The organism is Tenacibaculum xiamenense (assembly GCF_964513065.1).
Taxonomy (GTDB): Bacteria; Bacteroidota; Bacteroidia; order Flavobacteriales; family Flavobacteriaceae; genus Polaribacter; species Polaribacter xiamenense.
On the sequence record NZ_CAZEQU010000034.1, the window covers coordinates 222196 to 243910 of the forward strand.

The 21715-nt window shown below is 31.9% G+C and carries 17 protein-coding genes; 5 read left to right on the plus strand and 12 right to left on the minus strand.

Translation table 11 applies throughout. The features are described 5' to 3' along the window. Position 1: 1 nt before the first annotated feature. From prs to ACKTTV_RS15725, 8 genes are all read right to left on the minus strand, one after another. Positions 2 to 844, minus strand: coding sequence for a ribose-phosphate diphosphokinase (gene prs / locus ACKTTV_RS15690; protein WP_408031809.1), 843 nt, complete (start codon positions 842 to 844; stop codon positions 2 to 4). Positions 845 to 908: 64 nt separating this feature from the next. After that, the gene (locus ACKTTV_RS15695; RefSeq protein ID WP_408031810.1) at positions 909 to 1598 is read right to left on the minus strand and encodes an NUDIX hydrolase; all 690 of its coding nucleotides are present in this window, start codon (positions 1596 to 1598) and stop codon (positions 909 to 911) included. 170 nt (positions 1599 to 1768) lie between these two features. Then, a complete protein-coding gene (locus ACKTTV_RS15700; protein ID WP_408031811.1) occupies positions 1769 to 2899 on the minus strand; it encodes a glycerophosphodiester phosphodiesterase in 1131 nt (376 codons plus the stop codon). A 68-nt stretch (positions 2900 to 2967) separates the two neighbouring features. Then, positions 2968 to 3507, minus strand: coding sequence for a sigma-70 family RNA polymerase sigma factor (locus ACKTTV_RS15705; RefSeq protein WP_408031812.1), 540 nt, complete (start codon positions 3505 to 3507; stop codon positions 2968 to 2970). A 230-nt stretch (positions 3508 to 3737) separates the two neighbouring features. Continuing rightward, positions 3738 to 4073, minus strand: coding sequence for a DUF3703 domain-containing protein (locus ACKTTV_RS15710; protein WP_408031813.1), 336 nt, complete (start codon positions 4071 to 4073; stop codon positions 3738 to 3740). Between the two features lie 48 nt (positions 4074 to 4121). Next, positions 4122 to 5735, minus strand: coding sequence for an amidohydrolase (locus ACKTTV_RS15715; protein WP_408031814.1), 1614 nt, complete (start codon positions 5733 to 5735; stop codon positions 4122 to 4124). A 56-nt stretch (positions 5736 to 5791) separates the two neighbouring features. Continuing rightward, on the minus strand, positions 5792 to 7237 hold the full coding sequence (locus ACKTTV_RS15720; RefSeq protein WP_408031815.1) for a M20/M25/M40 family metallo-hydrolase: 1446 nt from the start codon (positions 7235 to 7237) through the stop codon (positions 5792 to 5794). 216 nt (positions 7238 to 7453) lie between these two features. Continuing rightward, complete coding sequence (locus ACKTTV_RS15725) at positions 7454 to 8209, minus strand: NYN domain-containing protein (RefSeq protein WP_408031816.1); 756 nt, start codon at positions 8207 to 8209, stop codon at positions 7454 to 7456. A 288-nt stretch (positions 8210 to 8497) separates the two neighbouring features. On the opposite strand from ACKTTV_RS15725, the gene ACKTTV_RS15730 reads away from it, so the two are divergent. From ACKTTV_RS15730 to ACKTTV_RS15740, 3 genes are all read left to right on the plus strand, one after another. Further along, positions 8498 to 9004 carry a hypothetical protein gene (locus ACKTTV_RS15730; RefSeq protein WP_408031817.1) on the plus strand — a complete coding sequence of 169 codons (507 nt, stop codon included), beginning with the start codon at positions 8498 to 8500 and terminating at the stop codon, positions 9002 to 9004. A gap of 109 nt (positions 9005 to 9113) precedes the next feature. Then, on the plus strand, positions 9114 to 9569 hold the full coding sequence (locus ACKTTV_RS15735) for a DUF1569 domain-containing protein (protein WP_408031818.1): 456 nt from the start codon (positions 9114 to 9116) through the stop codon (positions 9567 to 9569). Positions 9570 to 9737: 168 nt separating this feature from the next. Continuing rightward, positions 9738 to 13223 carry a VIT domain-containing protein gene (locus ACKTTV_RS15740; protein ID WP_408031819.1) on the plus strand — a complete coding sequence of 1162 codons (3486 nt, stop codon included), beginning with the start codon at positions 9738 to 9740 and terminating at the stop codon, positions 13221 to 13223. Positions 13224 to 13229: 6 nt separating this feature from the next. Here the strand turns inward: ACKTTV_RS15740 and ACKTTV_RS15745 are convergent, their stop codons facing one another. From ACKTTV_RS15745 to ACKTTV_RS15755, 3 genes are read right to left on the minus strand one after another with little or no spacing between them, the layout of a single operon-like run. Continuing rightward, positions 13230 to 14021, minus strand: coding sequence for a hypothetical protein (locus ACKTTV_RS15745; protein WP_408031820.1), 792 nt, complete (start codon positions 14019 to 14021; stop codon positions 13230 to 13232). Continuing rightward, on the minus strand, positions 14021 to 15793 hold the full coding sequence (locus ACKTTV_RS15750) for a hypothetical protein (RefSeq protein ID WP_408031821.1): 1773 nt from the start codon (positions 15791 to 15793) through the stop codon (positions 14021 to 14023). The genes ACKTTV_RS15745 and ACKTTV_RS15750 overlap by 1 nt, the downstream gene beginning before the upstream one ends. Before the next feature lie 36 nt (positions 15794 to 15829). Further along, positions 15830 to 18850, minus strand: coding sequence for a tetratricopeptide repeat protein (locus ACKTTV_RS15755; protein ID WP_408031822.1), 3021 nt, complete (start codon positions 18848 to 18850; stop codon positions 15830 to 15832). A gap of 126 nt (positions 18851 to 18976) precedes the next feature. Between ACKTTV_RS15755 and ACKTTV_RS15760 the strand changes: the two genes are divergently transcribed. Both ACKTTV_RS15760 and ACKTTV_RS15765 read left to right on the plus strand, forming a co-directional pair. Further along, entirely contained in the window at positions 18977 to 19660 is a 684-nt protein-coding gene (locus ACKTTV_RS15760; protein ID WP_408031823.1) for a cell division ATP-binding protein FtsE, read from the plus strand. 1 nt (position 19661) lies between these two features. Then, complete coding sequence (locus ACKTTV_RS15765) at positions 19662 to 20534, plus strand: glycosyltransferase family 2 protein (protein ID WP_408031824.1); 873 nt, start codon at positions 19662 to 19664, stop codon at positions 20532 to 20534. Here ACKTTV_RS15765 and ACKTTV_RS15770 read toward each other — a convergent pair. Next, positions 20508 to 21593, minus strand: coding sequence for a glycosyltransferase (locus tag ACKTTV_RS15770; protein ID WP_408031825.1), 1086 nt, complete (start codon positions 21591 to 21593; stop codon positions 20508 to 20510). The two genes, ACKTTV_RS15765 and ACKTTV_RS15770, sit on opposite strands and share 27 nt — an antisense overlap. Between the last annotated feature and the right edge of the window lie 122 nt (positions 21594 to 21715).

Genomic DNA, 21715 nt, shown 5'->3' on the forward strand with positions numbered 1-21715 from the left:
CTTAATTTTTTAGTATTTCTTCTAATTTAACTTGAACACAATGTTCGTTATCAATGTTTTTAAAACTATCCGTAGTATAAATTTTGGCGAAGGTTTTTCCTAACTCGTCAAACCCTTTGCTGAAAATTCCATGACTAACGGCTAAATATAACTTTCCAGCGTTTTTCTTTTTTAATTCTTTGGCTAAGCCTAAAAATGTTCCACCTCCATCACAAATATCATCCACAATTAAGCAGTCCCTTCCTTGTAAGTCATCAGCATAAACTTTAAAACCTGTTAACTGACCTGTTTTTACATTTCTACTTTTCGAGCCTTCTACCACTTCATAATTCTGTAGGTGAGCAGCTACCTTATATATTTTCTTCAAAGCTCCTCCGTCAGGAGAAATTAACAGAGTGTCTGTAGATAACTGCTTTACTACGTTATCAATGAAAGTAAAGTTGTCAATTACTTTACAATTATTCAACAATGCGGGAGTAACCTCTGAATGCGGGTCAAATATGGTTACTGAAAAATACCCTTGTTGATTAATAATGTCAGCATATACTTTCACTGACAAAGGTTCTCCCGAGACCATCAATCTATCTTGTCTCGCTGCTGGGAAATAGGGGAGTACTACATGTAATTTTTGAACTTCCATGTTTCTTAATGCATTTGTTGCTAGTAATAAAGTCCCTATATCGTTAAACGATCGAATTCGATGTGTAATGGTTACTTCATCAACGCTTGATAAATCCGACATGATTTTAATATGTGGTTCACCTCCAGAAAAGGTGAAATGACTAAATTCTATTGAATTATTGTTTCCGAAAGGAGTGAACTGCGTATCTAAATTTAAAATCATATTGCGTAATTTTAACGCAAAAATAAAAAAGATTTATAGATAGAAAAATATTTTTGTGTTTTTTTTACGCAAACTTTATTTCGAAGTGGAAACCGTTCTCTTCGAGTTCTTTATATTTTTTAGCATTAAACTTAAATAGTTTTGCAGGTCTACCGCTCGAAGGTTGGTGTATTTTATCAGTTTCAGTAAGTATTCCAAAACTTAATATTTTCTTTCTAAAGTTTCGTCGATCAATTTTTCTGTTAAGAATTGTTTGGTATAGATTTTCTAAATCGGAAAAGGGAAATTCCTTTTTTAATAATTCAAAACCTATTGGCTGGTAGTTAATTTTATTTTTAAGTCTTTGAAGCGCTGTTTTAAGAATGATATCATGATCGAAGGCGAGATTGGGAAGTTTATCTATAGAAAACCATTCTACATCATCAGCATCTGTGTCGGCACTAATTTTAAAGTGATTCGGACTTACTAAACCAAAATACGTTACAGAAACCACTCTATTTCTCGGGTCTCTTCCAGGTATTCCGAAGGTATATAACTGTTCAAGATAGTCTATGGTTACGCCTGTTTCTTCTTGAAGTTCTCGTTGTACAGCGGTTTCTAATGATTCATCTTCCAAAACCAATCCTCCAGGAAGTGCCCAACTACCTTTAAAAGGTTCAACGCCTCTTTTAATTAATAAAACAGAAAGTTTCTTTTGTTCATATCCAAAAACAACAGCATCTACAGCAACTCTTATATTTTGAGGTTTCTTCATTTAGTGTCCATTTTACACAAAATTACAAAAGATTCGTTTGTCAGCTAAGTTTTATTTTTTAGAAAATGCCTATTGTATTTGTTTTCCTAGAATATCTCCTAAGTTTAAGCTAAGGGATTTGAGCAAGAACTCCTTATTTTGATTGATAAGGAGTTCTGTTACTCTATTATTTATTGTTTGTCTAACCAAGAATTTAAAGCATCAACAGCCTCGTTAGTATAATCGGTAAATAATCCATCAATACCCGCATCAAAGAATAGGTGATATTCTTTTTCTGGGTTTCCATTGCTCCATTGCGCGTTTTCATTTCGGAAAGTATATGGATGCACTTGAAGATTATTTTCATGTGCTAGTTTAACAAAATTTGTTGGAAGAAGTACTACTTTCTTTCCGTTACTTTTGGTTTTGTAAGAAATAATAAACGGTTTCCAAGGCCCAATTCCGTCAGCATAAGTTGCAGTAAATTTCATTCCTTCTTCCGTAGTGAAGTATTCATAAGTTCTAGGATCTCCTTTTTTGTAAAAATCATATGGAGCGCCATATGAAACAAAATCTCCTTGAGGAACAGTAAAGTCTAAAGAACCATCTTCATTGATATTGTAAGTAGAAATTAATTGTACCAATTTTACAGATAATTTTGTGTTTAAGTATTGTAAAGGTTCAACCTCAAAACATTGAACAAATACTGGAGCTTGGGCGTTGTCAAAGTTATGTTTCTGTAAAAGTTTTATGAGCTTGTTTTCCATGAAATGATTTACAAATATTTCATTGTGAAAATAGGGATGCTTTATCTCAGGATAAATACCTATCGGTTCGGCAAGGTTAACAGATTCTTTTTTGGCGAGTTCAATAACTTCCTCAAATGTTGGTATTGAGAATTGATTGTCATAATTAGTGGGTCTACCTTGATATGCTTGTTTGGCTCTTAGTTTTTTAATTTGCTCCAAGGTGAAATCCGAAGCGAACCAATCTGTAACAAGTTTCCCATCAATGTTTTTTGTTGTTTTTAGTTGAGTGAATTCTGCTAGTTCCGAAACGTTGGTAGTTCCTGAAAGCATGGGTTCATGTCTTACAATTAAATGACCATCTTTTGTAAGTACTAAATCAGGTTCAATGTAATTAGCTCCCATTTCAATGGCTTTTTCATAGGCTTCAAGAGTATGCTCAGGAAGTATTGATTGAGCTCCTCGATGTGCAATGATTAATGGTTTTTTAGGCGATGGATTGTTAGGATCATCTTGATTACTACAAGCTGTTAGTATTGTTAAACAAAACAGAGAAAATAGAAAATAATTTTTCATAAAGGGTTTGATTTTAATTTTAGTAAAAAAATCAAATCAACATCACCTTACTGTAAACACAGTTTTATTTAATTACAAATTTTACAGTCGTCTTTGTCTTTAATTTCACCAACTAGTTTTCCATTTTCATTCATAACAAATCCACAGCAATCCATAAATCCTTGAGCAATTAATTTTCGTGCTCTTTGGATTTGTGATTTTGTAGTAGACAAGCTTTGTTTTAATTGATCCGCAACCTCTTGTTGTTTTATCCCTTTTATATCAGACAAAAAGAGAGGATCACGATACTTTTTAGGCAAGTTTTTTAAAATACCTCTTAAACAATCTTGTTCGGTATGAGAATGATCATGATCTCCGGGATTTTCTTCAAAAATGGCGGCATCAAATGTTTGATTTGTAATTTTAAAATAATCAATAATTGAATTTCGGGTAATGCTAAAAATCCAAGGTTTTAACTTGGTAATATCTTTTAAGGTATGAAGTTTTGTGTGGATTTTTATAAAGGCATCCTGAAGAATGTCATCTGTAGCAGTTTGATCTTTCACTTTACTAAAGATAAAACGTTTTAAATCATCTGAATATTTGCTCCAAACTTGTTTTGTTGTCATTATATAAATTTACGAAAAATGTCGTTTATCGAGGCCAAAGAACTCCAATAAACGACACCTTAGTTTAACAATTACAATTATTACAAGTACAGTTAGTACAAGAACAGTTTTTACAGTTACCACTTGCACATCCATCACAGGTGCAAGTACATTGAGTTTTATATGTCATAATGATTATTTTTAATGTTCATATAGTAGACCATAATTTTATTGAAAAGATGCATTTCGAATTAAAAATATTTCTGAAGTTCTTTTCTTATCGGTATTGGTTTTATAGGTGAAATATTTGAGCCTCCCGTATTTCCCTTTGGTACCCAGATTAATGTGAAAAATATTGAAGCCGTAATTCGAAAGAATTGACCTACTATTTCTTTATAATTTTTCGATTTTATTCCTAAGAGAAGCATCCAAAAATGAGATAAGGTATGTCGGTATACATTTTTTTGACCTAAAATATGGGCATTTTCAAAATGATAAAATGACGTTTCAAAGTCTGAACTTTTAAACGCCATTTTTCCTAATTGTATTTGTTTGTAAAATGCTGTTTTTCGTTGAAGCTTTGTCATGATACTTTTGATTTATTAGTAGACAAAGTTTCTTTAGAAAAGATGCAATTATTTTACTTTTTCCCCATTGATGTATGTCGATATAACCTTTGTGTCTGGGATTTTTTTGCCATCGACTTCCATAATATCTTGATCGAGAATAATAAAATCCGCTACTTTCCCTATTTCAATACTACCTTTTTCATTCTCTTCAAAATTACCATAAGCATTCCATATAGTCATTCCTTTAAGTGTATTTTCTCTTGATAAAGCGTTCTTCATTTGAAAACCATTTTCTGGATAACCTTTTAAGTCTTTTCGTATAGTTGCCGCATAAAAAGTATAGAAGGGATTTACTTTTTCAACAGGAAAGTCTGTTCCTAAAGCTACTTTTCCATATTGATTTAATAAGTCGTTATAAGCATAGGCTCCCTGAACTCTTTTTTCTCCAACACGATCTTCTGCCCAGTACATATCGGAAGTGGCATGCGTTGGTTGAATAGAAGGAAGGACTTTTTTAAACAAATCAAAATCCTTTAAATCTACTACTTGGGCATGTTCAATTCTCCAACGTCTATCACTTTTATTTTTCAAAGCCTCATGATATGTTTTTAACATTACATAATTCGCGGAATCGCCAATTGCATGGGTATTCATTTGATAGTCTGAATCTGCTATTCTTTGTGCTAGCTTTTGAAGATCATTATAAGAATTCACAAGAGCTCCAAAGTGTCCTTTTTTATCGGCGTATTCATCTTTTAAAGCAGCACCTCTTGAACCTAAAGCACCATCTGCATAAACTTTAACTGATCGAACATGTAGTTTATCTGTTTTTATAATTCCTTTTTTCAAATAGTAATCAAGATTCTCTTTGTTATTTGAAATCATAGCGTAGATACGCATTTTTATTTCTCCTGTTTGCTGCAAACTATCAATAAGTTCAATAACTTCTTTGTCTAAACCAGCATCGTCAACTGTAGTAAGACCAAGGTCAAAACAAATCTTTTGGGCATCTTTTAATGCTTGAATTTGTTCTTTTTTGGTAGGTAAAGGAGTTTTTATAAAGTTCATGGCATTATCGATTAAAACCCCAGTTAGTTTACCATCTTTTTTTATGAATTCTCCTCCAGCTATTTCGGAGTCGAGAGAAATACCGGCTAAATCAATGGCAGCTTGATTTACCAACATAGCATGGCCATCAACTCTTGTTATTGCTACAGGTATTTTTGGGAATAGAATATCGAGTTTTTCTTTTGTTGGGAACTCCTTGACATCCCAATCATTTTGATCCCAACCTCTACCAGTGATAAAAGAGGTGTTTTTTTCTTTTTGAAATTTCTCTAGCTTTTGTAAAACATCATCATAACTTTTTGTACCAACTAAATTTATCTTTTGTTGTGTAAGTCCTAAACCGTAAAAATGACAATGTCCATCAATAAAACCAGGGTAAATAGTTTTTCCTTCGGCATCAATAATTTTAGATGCTTTATAAGTTTTTTGGATATCCTCAGAACTTCCAATAGCAATAAATTTACCATCTTTTATAGCAAAGCTTTCAGCTATTTCAAAATTTTGATTAACTGTATAGGTTTTGGAGTTAATAACAAGTATATCGGCTTGAGTTTGCTTTTTACAAGACTGAAAAATACCGACGATTAAAAGGGAAAGAATTAATTTTCTCATTTTGGGTTTGATTCTAATTAAAAAAGCGGAATTTCTAATAATTCCGCTTTTGAGTTTTATGGTTTTAAAGTGTCTTCAGTATATAAATATTTGTCCATTAGGTATACAATACTTGCCATAGAAGCGCTTCCCAATTCAAGTTCACGCTTATTAACTTTATCAAAGGTGTCTATTTCGGTATGGTGATAATCAAAATAGCGTTGTGAGTCAGGTCTATATCCAACAAGGGTAACATGATCGTCTTTTAAGGGACCGATGTCAGCTCCTGCACCTCCTTTTAGTAAATCATGTAAACCATAAGGAGCTAATAATTTTTTCCAGCTTTGTACCAAGTCAACATTTTTCTCATTAGCATCAATAGAGAAACCTCTTGGTGTATGTCCCCCTGCATCCGATTCTAGGGCACCAATATGAATTTCACCGTTCTCTTTAGCAAGTCGATTATATTCGGTAGCACCACGTAAACCGTTTTCTTCGTTCATAAAAAATACAACTCTAACAGTATTTTTAGGCTTGATACCATTCTTCTTCAATAAGTAAGCCACTTCCAATGATTGTACAATACCAGCACCATCATCATGGGCACCTTCACCTAAATCCCATGAATCCAAATGACCGCCAACAACCATAATTTTATCTGGGTTTTCCGTTCCATTGATTTGCCCTACAACATTAAAAGAAGGGGCATCTGGTAAGGTTTTACAACTTTGCTTAAAGTAGAATTTTAAATTAGGAGTTTCTTTTAGGTGTTTACTTAAATTTTCAGCTGCTCTTGAACTAATGGCAGCGGCGGGAATGTATTTATCTTCAGGCAAGTCTTTGTAACTCATTGACCCTGTGTGAGGGTAGTCGTTAATTCCATTAGTCATAGAACGAACAATCATACCGACAGCCCCAAATTTACCAACAGTAGCAGCTCCAGCAAAACGTTGTCCTACACAACCTCCGTAAGCATGGAATGTATTAATCAAAGTATTGTCAAAAGCACCGTTAAAAAAAACGATTTTACCTTTTGCCTTTTCGCCTAAAGACTCGGCCTCTTTTAGACTTTTTACTTCAATTACTTCTGCAGTTATTCCATTAGATGGAGTGGCAATAGAAAAACCAAGGGCACAAAGTGGTACATTTATTTTTTCTCCATTAAACATATAGTTGGCTACCTCTTTTTCACCACGTACCCAATGAGGTACCATTACAGGTTGGAGCCATACAGAATCTAAACCAACTTCTTTCATTACTTTTTCACCCCAAACAACTGCCTTAGCAGCTTCTTCAGATCCCGAAAGTCTTCCTCCAATGGATGTTAATTCTCTCAGCCATTCGTAAGATTTTCCTTCAGTAAGAGCGGTGTTAAATAGGTGCTTAATATTTGTAGAATCTTTTTTTTCTTCGGCAGAAAATACATCTGGATTCTCTTTGTTTTGTGTAGTGTTGCTTTCTTTTTTACAGGAAATAGCAAAAATACTGGCTACTACCATTGAAAGTATCGTTAGTTTTTTCATTTGTAAATTGTTCATTTAATTTATGCAGTTTATAAAGCTACATAAAATTATGATTATAGAAGGTTAAAATTGAAATGTAAACTTTTTGACAGGAAGAATAGGTGATTAAAACGGCGATTTTAACCAAGATTTTTCAGAAAAATAAATGGTTATAAATAGTTTATAAAATATTACTCATAGTGATTTAATAAATAGATCAAAGCTTTAGGAAAGACATTATTTTTTGCCTCTTTTTGAATTTGTTTCTTTTATTTTAACAAATACTAGTTTATGTCTGTTTTTATGATTGATTCTTTTTTCTATTTCGAACTTTTCAATCGACTCGATCAAAGGGGTTAATTTTTCAAAGCCATAATTCCTTGAATCGAAATTTGGACGTTTTTTAAGTAGTAAACTACCAACATCTCCAAGAAAAGCCCATCCATCATCATCTGATACGTCATTTATGGTAGAAGATATTAAGTTTATAACTTTTCGAGTTATTTTATCCACATTTGGAACTTCTTCGTCTTTGTTTTCAACTTTTTCTTCAGATTGTTTCTTTAAAATTTCAATATAAATAAACTTGTCGCAAGCTACAATAAAAGGATTGGGAGTCTTTTTTTCACCAATGCCAATTACGGTCATGCGTGCTTCTCTTAATCTAGTAGCCAAACGAGTAAAATCGCTATCACTTGAAACAAGACAAAAACCATCTACTTTTCCGCTGTAAAGTATATCCATGGCATCGATAATCATGGCAGAATCGGTTGCATTTTTTCCAGAAGTATACGCATATTGTTGAACGGGAGTAATGGCATTTTCAAGAAGTAGATTTTTCCATTTTGTTAAACCAGGTTTGGTCCAATCACCATAGATTCTTTTAATTGTTGGATTGCCATATTTGGCAATTTCTTCCATCATTTCTTTTACATTGGCGGAAGGTATATTGTCTCCATCAATTAAAACAGCCAGGTTTATATTTTGTTTCATCTGTTTTTTTGAATTTATTTTCGTTTAAAGATACATTATTTGTTATTCAAAATTGTTGAAATTGAACATTCAATTAACTTTATTTAATGTTATCTATGATTTTGAAAATTTTGTTTTAGCCTATTTCGTTTTTCCCGTTATAAAGGGGCTTTATAAAGTTAACTTGAAACTGTTTTATGATAAAACAATCTTATAAGCGCAGCTGATTTTTTTTAGGGTGTTTTTCCCCTTTATAAGTGGTTAAAAGATTGGCTATCTTAGTTTTAGTATTAACCAAAACTTAGTTTTATGACTACTTTAACCCCCATTTCCATAAAGGAAGAATTATCTCTACAAGAGATAATTAAATTAGCTTCAGATCAGTTTCAAGTTGATAATGCAACAGAAACTATTACGCCAGTTCACGACATTGAAGACGTTTTTGCTCCACCGCATCACGGTCCTAAAAATATTCCTATTCATGCTACACCTGTAGACCATGGTGATAACTTTACACATTTTCCTATTGTAAATTCAGGAACCTATTATCTTTTTTTGAAAGAAGGAGAAAATCAGATAGAAGTATATGATATGCATTATAATGGACCTTCTCAACAAAATCCTCCATATTTTCACATTGAACTTGAAGAGCTAGATTCTGAGCAATTAAAAGGCTCTCCATTCAAACAAGCTTTTAAAACAACAAGTACTGTAATCTTTAATCAGAGTGACCCTCAACCAATTGCAATTCATTTTAGTGTTAAAGATGAGGATGTTGAGCTAAAATATATTGTAGTAGGAGTGAATGCCTATTAATAGAAAAAAATAGACTTAATTGTTAAATCCATTGTTTTAAACAATGGATTTTTTTTGACTGAGTTTTTAATAATTGAGTATTTTAGTTTTCCAAAAATTATATCCGCAAATGCCATCTAATATTTTTCAAAAATCGGACTATTTAGAAATTGTATCAAGAATAGAAAAATTAAATGCTGATAATGAGAGAAAGTGGGGAACCATGAATATTTCCGAAATGCTAAATCATTGTGGTAAGCAATTGGAGTTAGGTTTGGGGAAAATAGAACAGAATGATTTAGAGGGCAGTTTTATAATGAGAACGAGTTTTGGTAAATGGGTAGCCTTGTATGGTTTACCTTGGTTTAAAGGTGTTTCTACTCCACAAAAAATGGACATTAAGAAAAACACCTATATGGTTGGCAGGTTTCAAAAAGAAAAAGATTTATTGTTTGAGTTGTTAAAAGAAGTATTAGAAAAAAGAAATTTAAACCCACATCCATTTTTTGGCTCGTTATCTGAAAAAGATTGGGGACGACTTATTTGGAAACATTTGGATTATCATTTAAGACAGTTTAATGGTTAGTTAGTGAAAATTTACTTACTTAATCTTAAAAGAAGGAAAGTTCATTTGAGTGAAATATTTCTTTACTCATTCAAATTGTCATTTCACCTATAAATACATAGCTGTTCTCTCAATTCTAATTTAAATCTCTTTTTAGAAAGATTAAGTTTGAGTATCAAAATGTCAACTATGAAGAATTTAATATTTATCTACCTATTTTTAGTAACACCTATAACTTTTTCTCAAAGAACACCGAAGCTTATTACAGGGAAATCCAACGAATTAAGACTTTCAAGTTTAAAAGTTGAAGTAAATGTTATTGGTAATTACGCCACCACAACTTACGATATGCAGTTTTACAATGAGTTGGATAGAACTTTGGAAGGAGAGTTAGTATTTCCTTTAGGTGAAGGGCAAACTGTGTTTAAATTTGCCATGGAAATCAATGGAAAGTTACGTGAATCAGTTATTGTTGAGAAAGAACTGGCGCGAACAGCATTTGAAAGTACGATAAGGCAAAGAATTGATCCTGCTTTGTTAGAGAAAACTTCAGGAAACAATTATAAAGCTAGGGTATATCCGATATTACCGAATAGTTACAAAAGAATTGTTTTGACGTATGAAGAAAAGTTGACCACAAAGAATAAAAGAATGGTTTATCAGCTTCCATTGGGGATAGATAAGGAAATTGAGAATTTTTCCGTAGATATCTTTGCTATCGGAAAATTCACAAATACTTTAGTGAAAAGCAAACAATTTGGTACAACTGATTTTATACGAAAAGGGAATTTGTATAGTGCTTATGTTTACAAAAAGAACGTTGCGCCTAACAAAGCTATTGATGTTATACTTGAAAAAAATGTGGAGAGAAATGAAGTTTTATTCGATAGAGATTATTTCTATGCTTCGGTGCCTATTCAATTAGAAACAAATGAAAAGATAAGGCCAGATAAAATAACTATACTTTGGGATATTTCTTCATCGATGCGAAATAGAGATCTAAAAAGAGAATATTCTCTTTTGGATAAATATTTTAGATATTTAAATAATGTAAAAGTTGAACTAATAACTTTCAGTAATACTATTAATAGCGAGTTTAACTATAAGATTAGAAATGGTAATTGGTCAAAATTAAAGTCTCGATTAGGTAAACAACGTTATGACGGAGGAACTAATTTTGATGTGTTAAAACAAATAAAACTGACATCAAATGAAGTTCTTTTGTTCTCTGATGGGTTGAGTAATTTAGGAAGTATAGAAGAGTTGGATAATACTTTCGTTTATACGATAAATTCGCTAACATCGGCAGACCATTTCAATTTAAATAGAATTGCAGAGGAAAGAGGAGGAGTGTATCTTAACTTAGGTAAAATCGATGTTAATAGTGCTCAATATTTATTAACGAATCAAAAGCTTCAATTTTTAGGTGTTGAAAATGGCCCAAGAGACCTTGAAGTTTATCCGAAGAATAAAAAATACATCACAGGAGATTTTGTCATTACAGGTAAACTATCAAAAAAAGAAAGTTTACAACTAAAGTTTGGTTATCAAAATAAAGTTACCAAAAGGATTACTGTTGATCTAAAAAAAGGAGTAAAATCGAAAAAAGTTAAACGACTTTGGGCTAAGGAAAGATTGAAGCATTTAATGAGAGATAAAGGGAATAATCAAAACGAAATAATCTCACTAGCAAAAGAACATCACTTAATAACTGATTATACGTCGATGTTAATTTTAGATAGGATTGAAGATTATGTTCGTTATAAAATAGAACCTCCTGTTGAACTGAAACGAGAATATAAAAGACGATTAAAAGAAACACAGAAAGAGGATGAATCTCTGAAGAAATGGGTTAATGAAGAAAAAGAAACCCTAATAGAGGGATATGGAAATTTAAAAGATTGGTATGCAACAAAATTTCCTAAAAAAAGAGAAAAAAGTAAAGACTCGAAGTTGAACCAAACGAACACTATTCCTAGAAATGTTTCTCAAAATGAAAATTTAAACAGTAATAACCAAAATTTAACAGAGAATACTAATCCAGATAATGTCACTGTTAATACTGTTTCTAATGATAATACAAACAATGAATTAGTAAATAGACAATACCCTGTTGATTATTCGAAAAGAGTGGTGTCAGGAATGGTAAAAGATGAGAGTGGACCTCTCCCAGGAGCTACGGTTTTAATTAAAGGGACTACTCATGGAACGGAAACAGATTTTGATGGTAATTTTAGTATCAATGCAAATGAAGATGATACACTAGTTTTTTCTTTTGTAGGAATGAAATCAATTGAGAGAAAGGCAGGAGCTTCATTGGAAAATGTTGTTGTGCTGGAGAACGATAATTTGTTAGAGGAGGTAGTTGTAGTAGCTTATGGAACAACAAGAAAAACGTATAGTACTAGTAGCGCGGTTTCAAGTATTACTAGTGATACGCTAGAAGGTAAGGTTTCAGGTGTAATGACCGCTAATGTTGCAAATGAGAATAATAGTGTGGTAATTAGAGGTACGTCCTCGATAGCGTTATCATCAAATAATCCATTATACATAATTGACGGTATTGTAGCGACAGAAAATGGTATTAAAAAACTAAACAAAGAAAGTATCTATTCAATCGAAGTACTTAAACCAATTGATGCGGTGAAACTTTATGGCGAGAGAGGTAAATTTGGTGTGATAATTATTACAACTAAAGAAGGAATAGAAGAAAATAAAAAAGAGATAGAAGAACTTAACTTAAAAATTGAAGAGGAATTAGAGTTAAAAGGATGGAATCCCAAAATGGAATATTTGGATGTGTTGTCAGAAGAAAAATCTATAAAAAGAGCTTATGAAAAGTACTTGAAAATTAGAGATTATTATTCCAATAGTCCAACATTTTACTTGGATGTCGCTGATTTTTTCAAGGATAGAAAAGAGAAAGATTTAGCAATTAGAATACTAACAAATCTTGCTGAAATAGAATTAGATGATTATGAGCTTTTAAAAGCTTTAGCCTATAAATTGGAATATTTTGAAGAGTATGATATGGCTAGGGTGATATATGAAAAGATATTGGACTTAAGACCAGAAGAGCCGCAGTCTTATAGAGATTTAGCGTTGGTTTATGAATTGTCAGGGGAGTATCAGAAGAGTTTTGAGTTACTTTATAAAATCTATAATGGTGAGCTACTGGTAAAAGATAAAGAAAGGAGGTTTGAAGGAATTGAGTCGATAACATTTGTTGAGCTTTGTAAGTTAGTGAATACTCATGGAAATCATATAAAGTTAACCAAAGAGCAGAAGGAGTTATTTATAAATATTCCAGTAGATATTCGAATAGTTGTTGATTGGAATCATAATGATACCGATCTTGATCTTTGGGTTGTTGATCCTGCAGGTGAAAAAGCTTCTTATAAAAATATAGAGACAAATATTGGTGGCAGAATGTCTTTTGATATGACAGAAGGTTACGGACCTGAGGAATTTATGCTTAGAGCTGCTAAGAAAGGAACTTATAAAATTGAAGTAAATTATTACTCTGATGCGGTTCAGAAAATATCAGGTCCAACAATATTAAAGGTTACAGTTTATAAGAATTATGCTAGAAAAAATGAATCAAAGAAGACAGTGGTAATGAAATTGGATAAGAAAGAAGGTAGTCTGGAGGTAGATAAAGTCGTTTGGAGATAAAATTACTTACTTAATCTGAAGATGTATATGGTCGTCATGCCTTACAGCTTTACAACCATGAAATCGAATTTTAGTTGAGTTTAATTGTAATCTACTTTTTAAGTGAGGTTCAATAAATATTTTTGAAACAGATTTTTGTTTTGATAATATGCTCAGTAAAATTCGATTTTCTTTTAAGGCGAAGAACAAATTGTCTGTGCTACCAAGTGTCAAGTATTTGGTAAAGTCATATTGCCAATAACCTTTTTTCTTACATAAAAGAGAAGTGTTAGATTCATGCTTTTTAGGCGATTCAAAAATACCATATCCTGAATGTGAAGGTTTTTCATTGCTTAGAGAACCTGATTTTGTTTTGTAAATAAATGAGAGATCAATTTTTTTACCGTCATTATGACTTAAATGTGGTAGTAAAGGAAAGCCATTTAAAAAAGGGAAATTGGCATCTAAATAGACTAATTGAATTCCGGAATATTTTTTACCAAGTTCCCAACCTGTTTTTTTTATTGTGTTGTTTAACTCTGGAGTAACATAATTACGATTGCAAAGAAGTGTTAAGAAATTATGATTTGTAACAAATTTTGAATTTTCTATCTTTTGACGCCCCATAAGAGGTGCTATATTAGGAATGGCAATAAAAGTGATTATAAGATAGGAAGTAATAAATAAAACGAGTTGTTTTATTCTGGTACTCGATTGCCTATTAAAAAATAAAGTTGACAGTATATAAATGATACCGCCAACTTGTGTTATGATTGTTAATATTATAAATAGTAGTATGTGAACTACAAGTTTAAACATTAAAATAATGTGTCAAATTTCCATGATATTCCCGCTAGAGCCTGAAATCCTTGCACTCTAAAATTAGTGAAGCGCTGGTAATCGTTGCTCAAAACATTTTTAAGATTTACGAATACAGAAAAATCATCGTGAAACTGGTACCCTCCATTGAAATTAACATCTATATAACTATCTAAGTCTACCGTAGAAAAAGGAATAGGATTATTTCCTGCATATTGGATTCCTTTACGCTCACCAACGAAAAATATATTAGCCCCAGCATACCATTTTTCAACCTTATATGAACCGAAAATTTCACCTTTAACTTCAGGTGCATTCCATGGATGCTCAATATTTGTTAAAGTAAATTGATTGAACTCCATATTAGCCCCAAGTGTTAAGTTTTGAATACCTTCAAAAGTAACTTCTCCAAAAACTCGCATTAGTTTAATATCATCATAAACTGTTCTGAATGAATTTCCATATTCATATCCATTTAAAACAAAGGCATTGGTATCAGTGGTTCTTGTACCATCTGATTTGGAATGATTCAAAGCGAAAAATGGTTGGTCTTCAATATCTGAATAACTTCCTTTTAAATTATAACCAAATTGCTGTCCCATTTTACCGCGAATACCAGCAAAAGCATTATACTTTTCGTTCGTTTGAGTAATGTTTAGCGTTGGTGATACAAATGGATTATCATCAGTAAAGCTCTTATGACTATTGTTGTATAGACCACCAGAAGCTCCTAAATAAATATTGGCAAAATCCTTTACAATTGGATATGATAGTTCTACATCAGGGTATACTAATAGGTGATTGATACTTTTTTCAGTATCAAGGGCGAAATACCCTTTAGCTCCAAGTTTTACCTCCAAATCTTTAACAGCAAATTCGTATGAAGGATTCAAACCAAATGTTAAAAAACCATAGTTGATTTTATCCTGGCTTTCATAACCTCTTTCAAACTTTCCTCCTAAATAATTAACGGTTGTTTTGAGAGAAAAATCATTTAAGTTTCTATGAATTCTATCCAAAGGAAACTTGAAGTTAGCGCCTAAATCAATATTAAACTCGGTACTACTAAAACCATCCGCAAAAAATGAAATGGCTCCATTAGCGGTATTAATATATGAGTCGTCAAAATCTATGTTTCCATAGAGTTTATAAAAACCATGTGTTTGACTCTCTTCGATGGCGTCAATTACGCGCTCCGTGAAATCAATATTAGTAGGTAAACCATACCAGTTATATTTATTTCTTTCTAGATCTAAACCAGCTTTCCATGTGAAGTAACGTTCCGTTTGTTGATGGTAAATATCTAAATCCAGGTTATAAAAGGTGCTACTCAATTGCGTGTTTTCAACAGGGTCTAATGATAGAAAGAATCTAGCATATCCTGCTAGTTCACTATCGTAATTTACACTTCTTCTAAAATAACCTTCTAAAAAGGGAGCGACCATGTTACCAAAACCTGCCGAAAGATAATTAGCATATAAACGTTCACGTTTTCCTAAGTTAATTTTCTTTAAAGTTCCACTTTTTGGAATGAAAGTAGAAGCGACAGGAACTGAAAAAATTTGATATTCAAGTTTCTTTTTTTCGGTTTCTTTTGTGTGCGATATCGCTGGTTTCTGTTTTAATTTAAAAGCATCAGTAATTTTAGGAACATATGAAGTAACTACCTTAACCACTTCAGTTTTTACTGAATCTTTCGTTTTCGTTGTATTTTCTTGAGCATTTACAATTGTTATTGCAAACATAACAAGTAACCATACGTGCTTTTTCATTGTTTTCAAGTATTTCGCTTTAAGTTGTAACAATTATTAATTTTGTTTAGTTACTGATTCGTTGGTTTTTGCTTCTTTGTTCTTTATTGTATTCAATTCGTTTTGAGCTTCTTCAATAACATCAGGAAATTGTTTAAAGTTCTTAACGATGTTTTCTAAAATATAAGTGGCTTGATATGCATCTTTTAAAGCATAGTAATTTTTGGCCATTATAACATAGCTCTTTACTCCCCAATATTTATAATTTGAATAGTTAGCAATCAAATTTTGAACAGCTTGATTAGAATCTTCATAAGCTTTTTCATCATTTAGGAAAAAGGCATTGTAGTAAAGACATTCAGCTTTTAACTTCCCAGTAGCATTTTGCCCAACTTCATGGAAGAATTCGCGAGCCATTTCATAATCATTTGTCTTAAATGAAGAGCGTGCAATAATAATATTAGCATCTTCACTTACTTTTTTATCTACTTTAGGGTTTTCTAAAACTTTCTCAGCGTATTTTATTGCATTTGCATATTCTTCGCTCTCATAATATCCTTTCATCAGGTTACTTTGTGCAAATACGATATTTTGAGGATAATTAGCTTCTTTTTCTAATATATGGAGTGTAGCAATTCCGCTTTTCCAATTATCATTATCCAAATAAAACTGCGCTAGTTTCGCTAATGATTCTTCTGTATACTCATTTTTTGGTTGCTCTGTGACATATTTATAATGAGGAGCAGCAACATCGTTTTTCCCAACTTTGCTTAGAGATTGAGCCAAATAGAAATTTGCCTTTAGTGTATTTAACCCATTTGGAAAACGTTGTAAATAATCTGAGAAGCCTGCGATGGCTCTTTCAGTATTGTTATCTAAGAATTTGTTTTCAGCGGATTGGAAGGTTGCGTCGTCTAACTCAGCATTCGAAACATTTACAAACTTTACATTTTTAACCCAATCAGCATACTCGTCTACTTTACCTAAATCAATATAAACATTTTTTACGTTGGTAACCGCTTGTCTTGCTTCTGGTGAATTTGGGAATTTAGAAACTACAGTTTTATATTTTTCTAAGGCTTTGTTATTGTTATTGCTATTGTAGTATAAGAGTCCTTGTCTTAATAAAACGTTAGGAATGTAACTACTTTTTGGATGTTTCTTTAGAAGTCTATCATACGTTGCTTGAGCACTTTTCCCATCTCCTTTCGAGGTAAATGTATTGGCAGCTTGGTAAAGAGCATCGTCTTTCAATTGAGAGTTTTCGAATTGGTTTCCTATCTTTTGTAAGTTTTTAATCTTGTCATCACTTTTACCTAAAAAACCATAACTCATACCAGTTTGATATTGTGCATAATCGGCACCAGTACCACCTTCTTCAATAACTTTATTGTAGGCTTCAATAGCTTTAGTATAATCTTTTGAAGCATAATAAGAATCTCCTAATCTATTTGATGCATCATCGTTTAAATCAGTATCATCAACATTTTTGTTTAAGAAAGATTTAAAGTATTTGGCCGCCTCTGAGTATTTTTTTAGTTTAAAAAAGGTGTAAGCAATATTATAGTCCAATTGATCGAATTCTGTACCTTCATTCTCGGATACAAGAGAGAAATAGGTTAAAGCATTTTTATAATCTCCCGTCAAATAAGACGTTTCTGCCATCCAATAGTTCGCTTTATTTACTGTTTTAGGATTTTCAGCTTTAGTAGCATTAAAAAAATATGGCCCCGATTCAGCTACTTTTTGCTCATTAAACAACTGAATACCTCTATATAGGGAAACTTCATTGGCAAGTTTTTCGTTTTCAGGAGTTTTGTTTGCGTTTAGGTATTCTAAAGCTCCTACATAATCCTGTTGATGTAAATAAGAAGTAATCAATAGTTCTTTAATACTGGCGGTTTCTGGTGATAACGGATACTTATCAAGGTATTCTTTCAAGACTTCAGGAACACTTTTGTATGGGTTTCCTTGATCGTAACTTAATTTAGCATAGTTAAGCCAAGAACTTTCGGTGATTTGAGAGTCGAAATCCATTTCACTGGCATTCTTAAAAGCGTTTAGAGCTTCTACTTTTTTATCTAATTCAAGATAACACTCACCCAAATGATAATATGCATTTTGAGCTACTTTGTTAGTTCCACCAATAATTTTATTAAAATTGTTAATGGCAGATTCGTAATCTTTTTGCTTGTAATAAGCATATCCTAAATAATAGTAATCTGTATTCGTCCATCGTCCACCTTTTCCTTTATATTTCTTTAAATAAGGAATGGCTTTTTCGTATTCTTTTAGATTAAAATAACTTTCTCCAATTATTTTTGAAATTTGAGACCTCTCATTTTTATCTTTTGAAGATTCTAATAATTTTTCTCCAATTTGAACCGATTTGTCAAAACGTCCAGCTTTAAAACTAATATCTAAAATATAATAGTTCGCCTTTGATTGATAGGTGGCATCATCAGCAAGTTGACTTAAATTGTCTTCTGCTTCACCGAAATTTTCTTGTTTATAGGCTATATATCCGTAGTAATAACGTGCATCATTTCCATATACAGGATTACCTAACAATCTCTTAAATCTTTCTTTGGAGTCTTTTAAGTAGTTGGAAACCAAAAGACAATACCCCATTTTGTAATTCAACTCATCCTTTTCTTGTTGATTTAAGAGTTTTTCGTTTACCTTTTGGTACCAGCGTAAGGCATGTGAAGCTTTACGATTGGCAAAGTAGTAGTTACCAACTTTCAAAAAAGCATTTTCTTTTTTGTTATGATAAGGATGGTTAGCTACAAAACTCAATACTTTTTCATTGGCGTCTTCTTGACCTAGTTTTATGGCGCACATGGCGTCATAATAATCCGCATTTCCTTTAAGTGTTGTATTCGAAGGAGTTTCCTCCGAAGTGGCAATGAATAACTTCTGAGCAGGAGCATATGCCTTGTTGTTATAAAGCTCTATTGCCTTGTAATAGTCAGAACTATTACTTACATTTAACGCAGTTTTTTGCGCAATTCCTTTACCAGTTATAACTAGTAATGGCAAAAAGAAAACTTTCTTTCTAAAACAATTAAATCTCATATTTTTTAGTTATCTAGAAACTATAACGTTCGTTTTTTGTTTTTGTTGGAAGAATAATCACCAAAAGTAATAAATGTTGTAGAAATACATAATAAAATTTTAGTTTTGTAAAAACAAATACTGTTTATGAGCACACCTGTTTTACACCTTGAAAAGGCGGATATTTATCAACGAGATAATTTGGTTTTATCTAAAGTTAATTTCACTTTAAATAAAGGAGATTTTTATTATCTCATTGGAAAAACGGGAAGTGGTAAGAGTAGCTTACTGAAAACATTGTATGGTGATTTAAGACTGCAACGTGGTCTGGGAAGTATCGTAGGCTTTGATCTTAAAAAAATGAAGGAAAAGGATATTCCTTTTTTAAGAAGAAAATTAGGAATCGTTTTTCAAGACTTTAAACTTTTAAACGATAGAAATGTTTTTGAAAATTTAGAATTTGTTTTGAAAGCTACAGGTTGGAAGAACAAGGATGATATGAAGGAGAAAATTTATGAGGTTCTTGATAAGGTTGGAATGAAAGAAAAATACTACAAAAAAACATTCGAACTTTCTGGAGGAGAACAGCAACGTGTTGCTATTGCCAGGGCCTTATTAAATGATCCGGAATTGATACTTGCTGATGAGCCAACAGGAAACTTAGATCCAAAAACTTCTTTAGAGGTTATGGAGCTATTAAATGAAATTCATCAAAGTGGTAAAACAATTTTGATGGCAACTCATGACTATCAGCTTATTGTGAAATTCAAGCAAAAAACAGTAAAGTGCGAAGGAGGAGAGTTGTTTGAAGTAGTACAACAATCCGTTTAAAATGATTTCTGTATTAATCCCAACACATAATTGGGATGTTTATCAATTAGTTTCAGGTTTACACAAGCAATTGGTATTAACTAATATTCAATTTGAAATAATCATTGTTGATGATGCTTCGAATACTAAGTTCTCAGGAAATGATAGGTTACATAAACTATCAAATACTTCGTTTGAGATTTTAAACAAAAATATAGGTAGAAGTGCTATTAGGAATTATTTGGCTAGAAAAGCAAAATATTCTTGGTTATTGTTCTTGGATGGAGATGTGATACCTGCACAAGAAAGCTTTATAGAGAACTATTTAAACTTCATTAATGAGAAAAAAAATGTTATTGTAGGAGGAATTAAATATGAGCGAGAAGTAACTGAAAGAACAATTCGATGGAAGCTAGGAAAGCGAAATGAAGAGAAGGATGTAAGAACAAGAGAAGCTGATAGGTATAAGTATTTTTTTACGGGTAACTTTTTAATTCAGAAGAAGGTTTTTGACCGTATTAGCTTTGATCAGAGTTTAACAAAATATGGATACGAGGATTTACTTTTTGCGAAAGAACTTCAAAAACAAGAAATTTCAATAGAGCATATGGAAAATGAAGTGTATCATTTGGGAATAGATTCTGATGAACTCTATCTTTCCAAAACAAAAGAGGCACTTGAAAATTTAAGCCAGTTGTTGGTAGGAAACCATCTCAACTTTGACGATACAAAGATTACTAAGTTTTACAAACGAGTGTGGTGGTTATGTTTACCTTATTTTTTAAGTTTTTTTACAGATCGATTGGAGCAAATAACCATTAAAAAGTCTTCATTATTTTATTTCAATCTTTTCAGAATTGGCTATTTATCAAGAATGATTGAAAAACTTCAATAAAATAGCTTTCTCTTTTTCCCAAGTAAGTTCAGTCTTTGCTTTTTTAAGGTTTTCTGAATAATCATTATTTAACACATCTATAATTTTTTTAGATAAAGTTTCAGGAGTTCTATTTTCCAAAACTTCACCAACGGAATATTGAGAAACAATTCTCTTCATTTCAGGAAGGTTAGAGGTAACCACTGGAATTTTTGCTTGTATATAGTCGAATAGTTTGTTTGGAAGAGCGTAACGATAGCTTAATCCTAAATCTTCTTCAATACTTAGTCCAAGGTCAGCTTGTGGAGTAATCCCTTTTAACTGTTCAGGAGATTGTTTACCTAAAAATATAACTTGACTGCTTAGGTTTTTTCGATGAACTAGCTCTTTAAGGTTATGGAAAATATCTCCATCACCAACAATCAAAAAGATACAGTCTTCAAGTTTAACAATAGTGTCAATCATAAGTTCTAAACCTCTACCAATATTAACAGCACCCTGATATAAAATGACTTTTTTATTATCGGTTTTAAAAGGAAGCTTTATGATATCAGTTGATTCCATTTTCAAAGGAACATTTCGTACAACTTCAAAGTTTGTGTTGTATTTATCTTTATAGTACTTAGCAATACTTTGACTTACTGTATAACAATTCTTTAAATGAGGAAGCATTTTTCTTTCAAGTACTTCCCATACTTTTTTTGTAGTAGGACGTTTAACTAGCTCTGGAATTTCAGGGAATAATTCATGACTGTCATACACTAACTTCTTACCTTTTAACTTACTTATTATAAAGTTAGGAAGTAAAGTGTCTAAATCGTTTGAAAGCAGGATGTCGCTTTTGGAAAAAAGCAAGTAAAAAAATAAACGAATATTAAACTCAGCATAAAACAAAACTCCTTTATTAAATAGTAAACGAAAACGCTTGGTTGTATAGTTTCTATTCAGAGGTTGACTTTTAGGTAGTTTTCTGCCAACTAAAGTTACTTTAAAATTTAAATTAGAAAGCGTATCACATACCTTAGAAACTCGCTGATCATTAGTAATATCGTTGGTAACAGAAACTATTATTTTTTTCAATGAGAGAAATTTAAAGCGAAAGATAAAAAACAAAACCCACTTCTAGAAAGAAGTGGGAAAATTGCTATGAAAAACTATGAAAAAGAAACATAAGCTATGTTTCTCTGGTAGGTAGACGAGCA

What these genes read in the sequence shown, in the direction of transcription:
- ACKTTV_RS15760 (WP_408031823.1), top strand. Translation starts at nt 18,977, where the DNA reads ATGAGCACACCTGTTTTACACCTTGAAAAGGCGGATATTTATCAACGA.
- ACKTTV_RS15735 (WP_408031818.1), top strand. Translation starts at nt 9,114, where the DNA reads ATGCCATCTAATATTTTTCAAAAATCGGACTATTTAGAAATTGTATCA.
- ACKTTV_RS15715 (WP_408031814.1), bottom strand. Translation starts at nt 5,735, where the DNA reads ATGAGAAAATTAATTCTTTCCCTTTTAATCGTCGGTATTTTTCAGTCT.
- ACKTTV_RS15705 (WP_408031812.1), bottom strand. Translation starts at nt 3,507, where the DNA reads ATGACAACAAAACAAGTTTGGAGCAAATATTCAGATGATTTAAAACGT.
- ACKTTV_RS15695 (WP_408031810.1), bottom strand. Translation starts at nt 1,598, where the DNA reads ATGAAGAAACCTCAAAATATAAGAGTTGCTGTAGATGCTGTTGTTTTT.
- ACKTTV_RS15725 (WP_408031816.1), bottom strand. Translation starts at nt 8,209, where the DNA reads ATGAAACAAAATATAAACCTGGCTGTTTTAATTGATGGAGACAATATA.
- ACKTTV_RS15750 (WP_408031821.1), bottom strand. Translation starts at nt 15,793, where the DNA reads ATGAAAAAGCACGTATGGTTACTTGTTATGTTTGCAATAACAATTGTA.
- ACKTTV_RS15710 (WP_408031813.1), bottom strand. Translation starts at nt 4,073, where the DNA reads ATGACAAAGCTTCAACGAAAAACAGCATTTTACAAACAAATACAATTA.
- ACKTTV_RS15745 (WP_408031820.1), bottom strand. Translation starts at nt 14,021, where the DNA reads ATGTTTAAACTTGTAGTTCACATACTACTATTTATAATATTAACAATC.
- ACKTTV_RS15720 (WP_408031815.1), bottom strand. Translation starts at nt 7,237, where the DNA reads ATGAAAAAACTAACGATACTTTCAATGGTAGTAGCCAGTATTTTTGCT.
- ACKTTV_RS15700 (WP_408031811.1), bottom strand. Translation starts at nt 2,899, where the DNA reads ATGAAAAATTATTTTCTATTTTCTCTGTTTTGTTTAACAATACTAACA.
- prs (WP_408031809.1), bottom strand. Translation starts at nt 844, where the DNA reads ATGATTTTAAATTTAGATACGCAGTTCACTCCTTTCGGAAACAATAAT.
- ACKTTV_RS15765 (WP_408031824.1), top strand. Translation starts at nt 19,662, where the DNA reads ATGATTTCTGTATTAATCCCAACACATAATTGGGATGTTTATCAATTA.
- ACKTTV_RS15755 (WP_408031822.1), bottom strand. Translation starts at nt 18,850, where the DNA reads ATGAGATTTAATTGTTTTAGAAAGAAAGTTTTCTTTTTGCCATTACTA.
- ACKTTV_RS15740 (WP_408031819.1), top strand. Translation starts at nt 9,738, where the DNA reads ATGAAGAATTTAATATTTATCTACCTATTTTTAGTAACACCTATAACT.
- ACKTTV_RS15730 (WP_408031817.1), top strand. Translation starts at nt 8,498, where the DNA reads ATGACTACTTTAACCCCCATTTCCATAAAGGAAGAATTATCTCTACAA.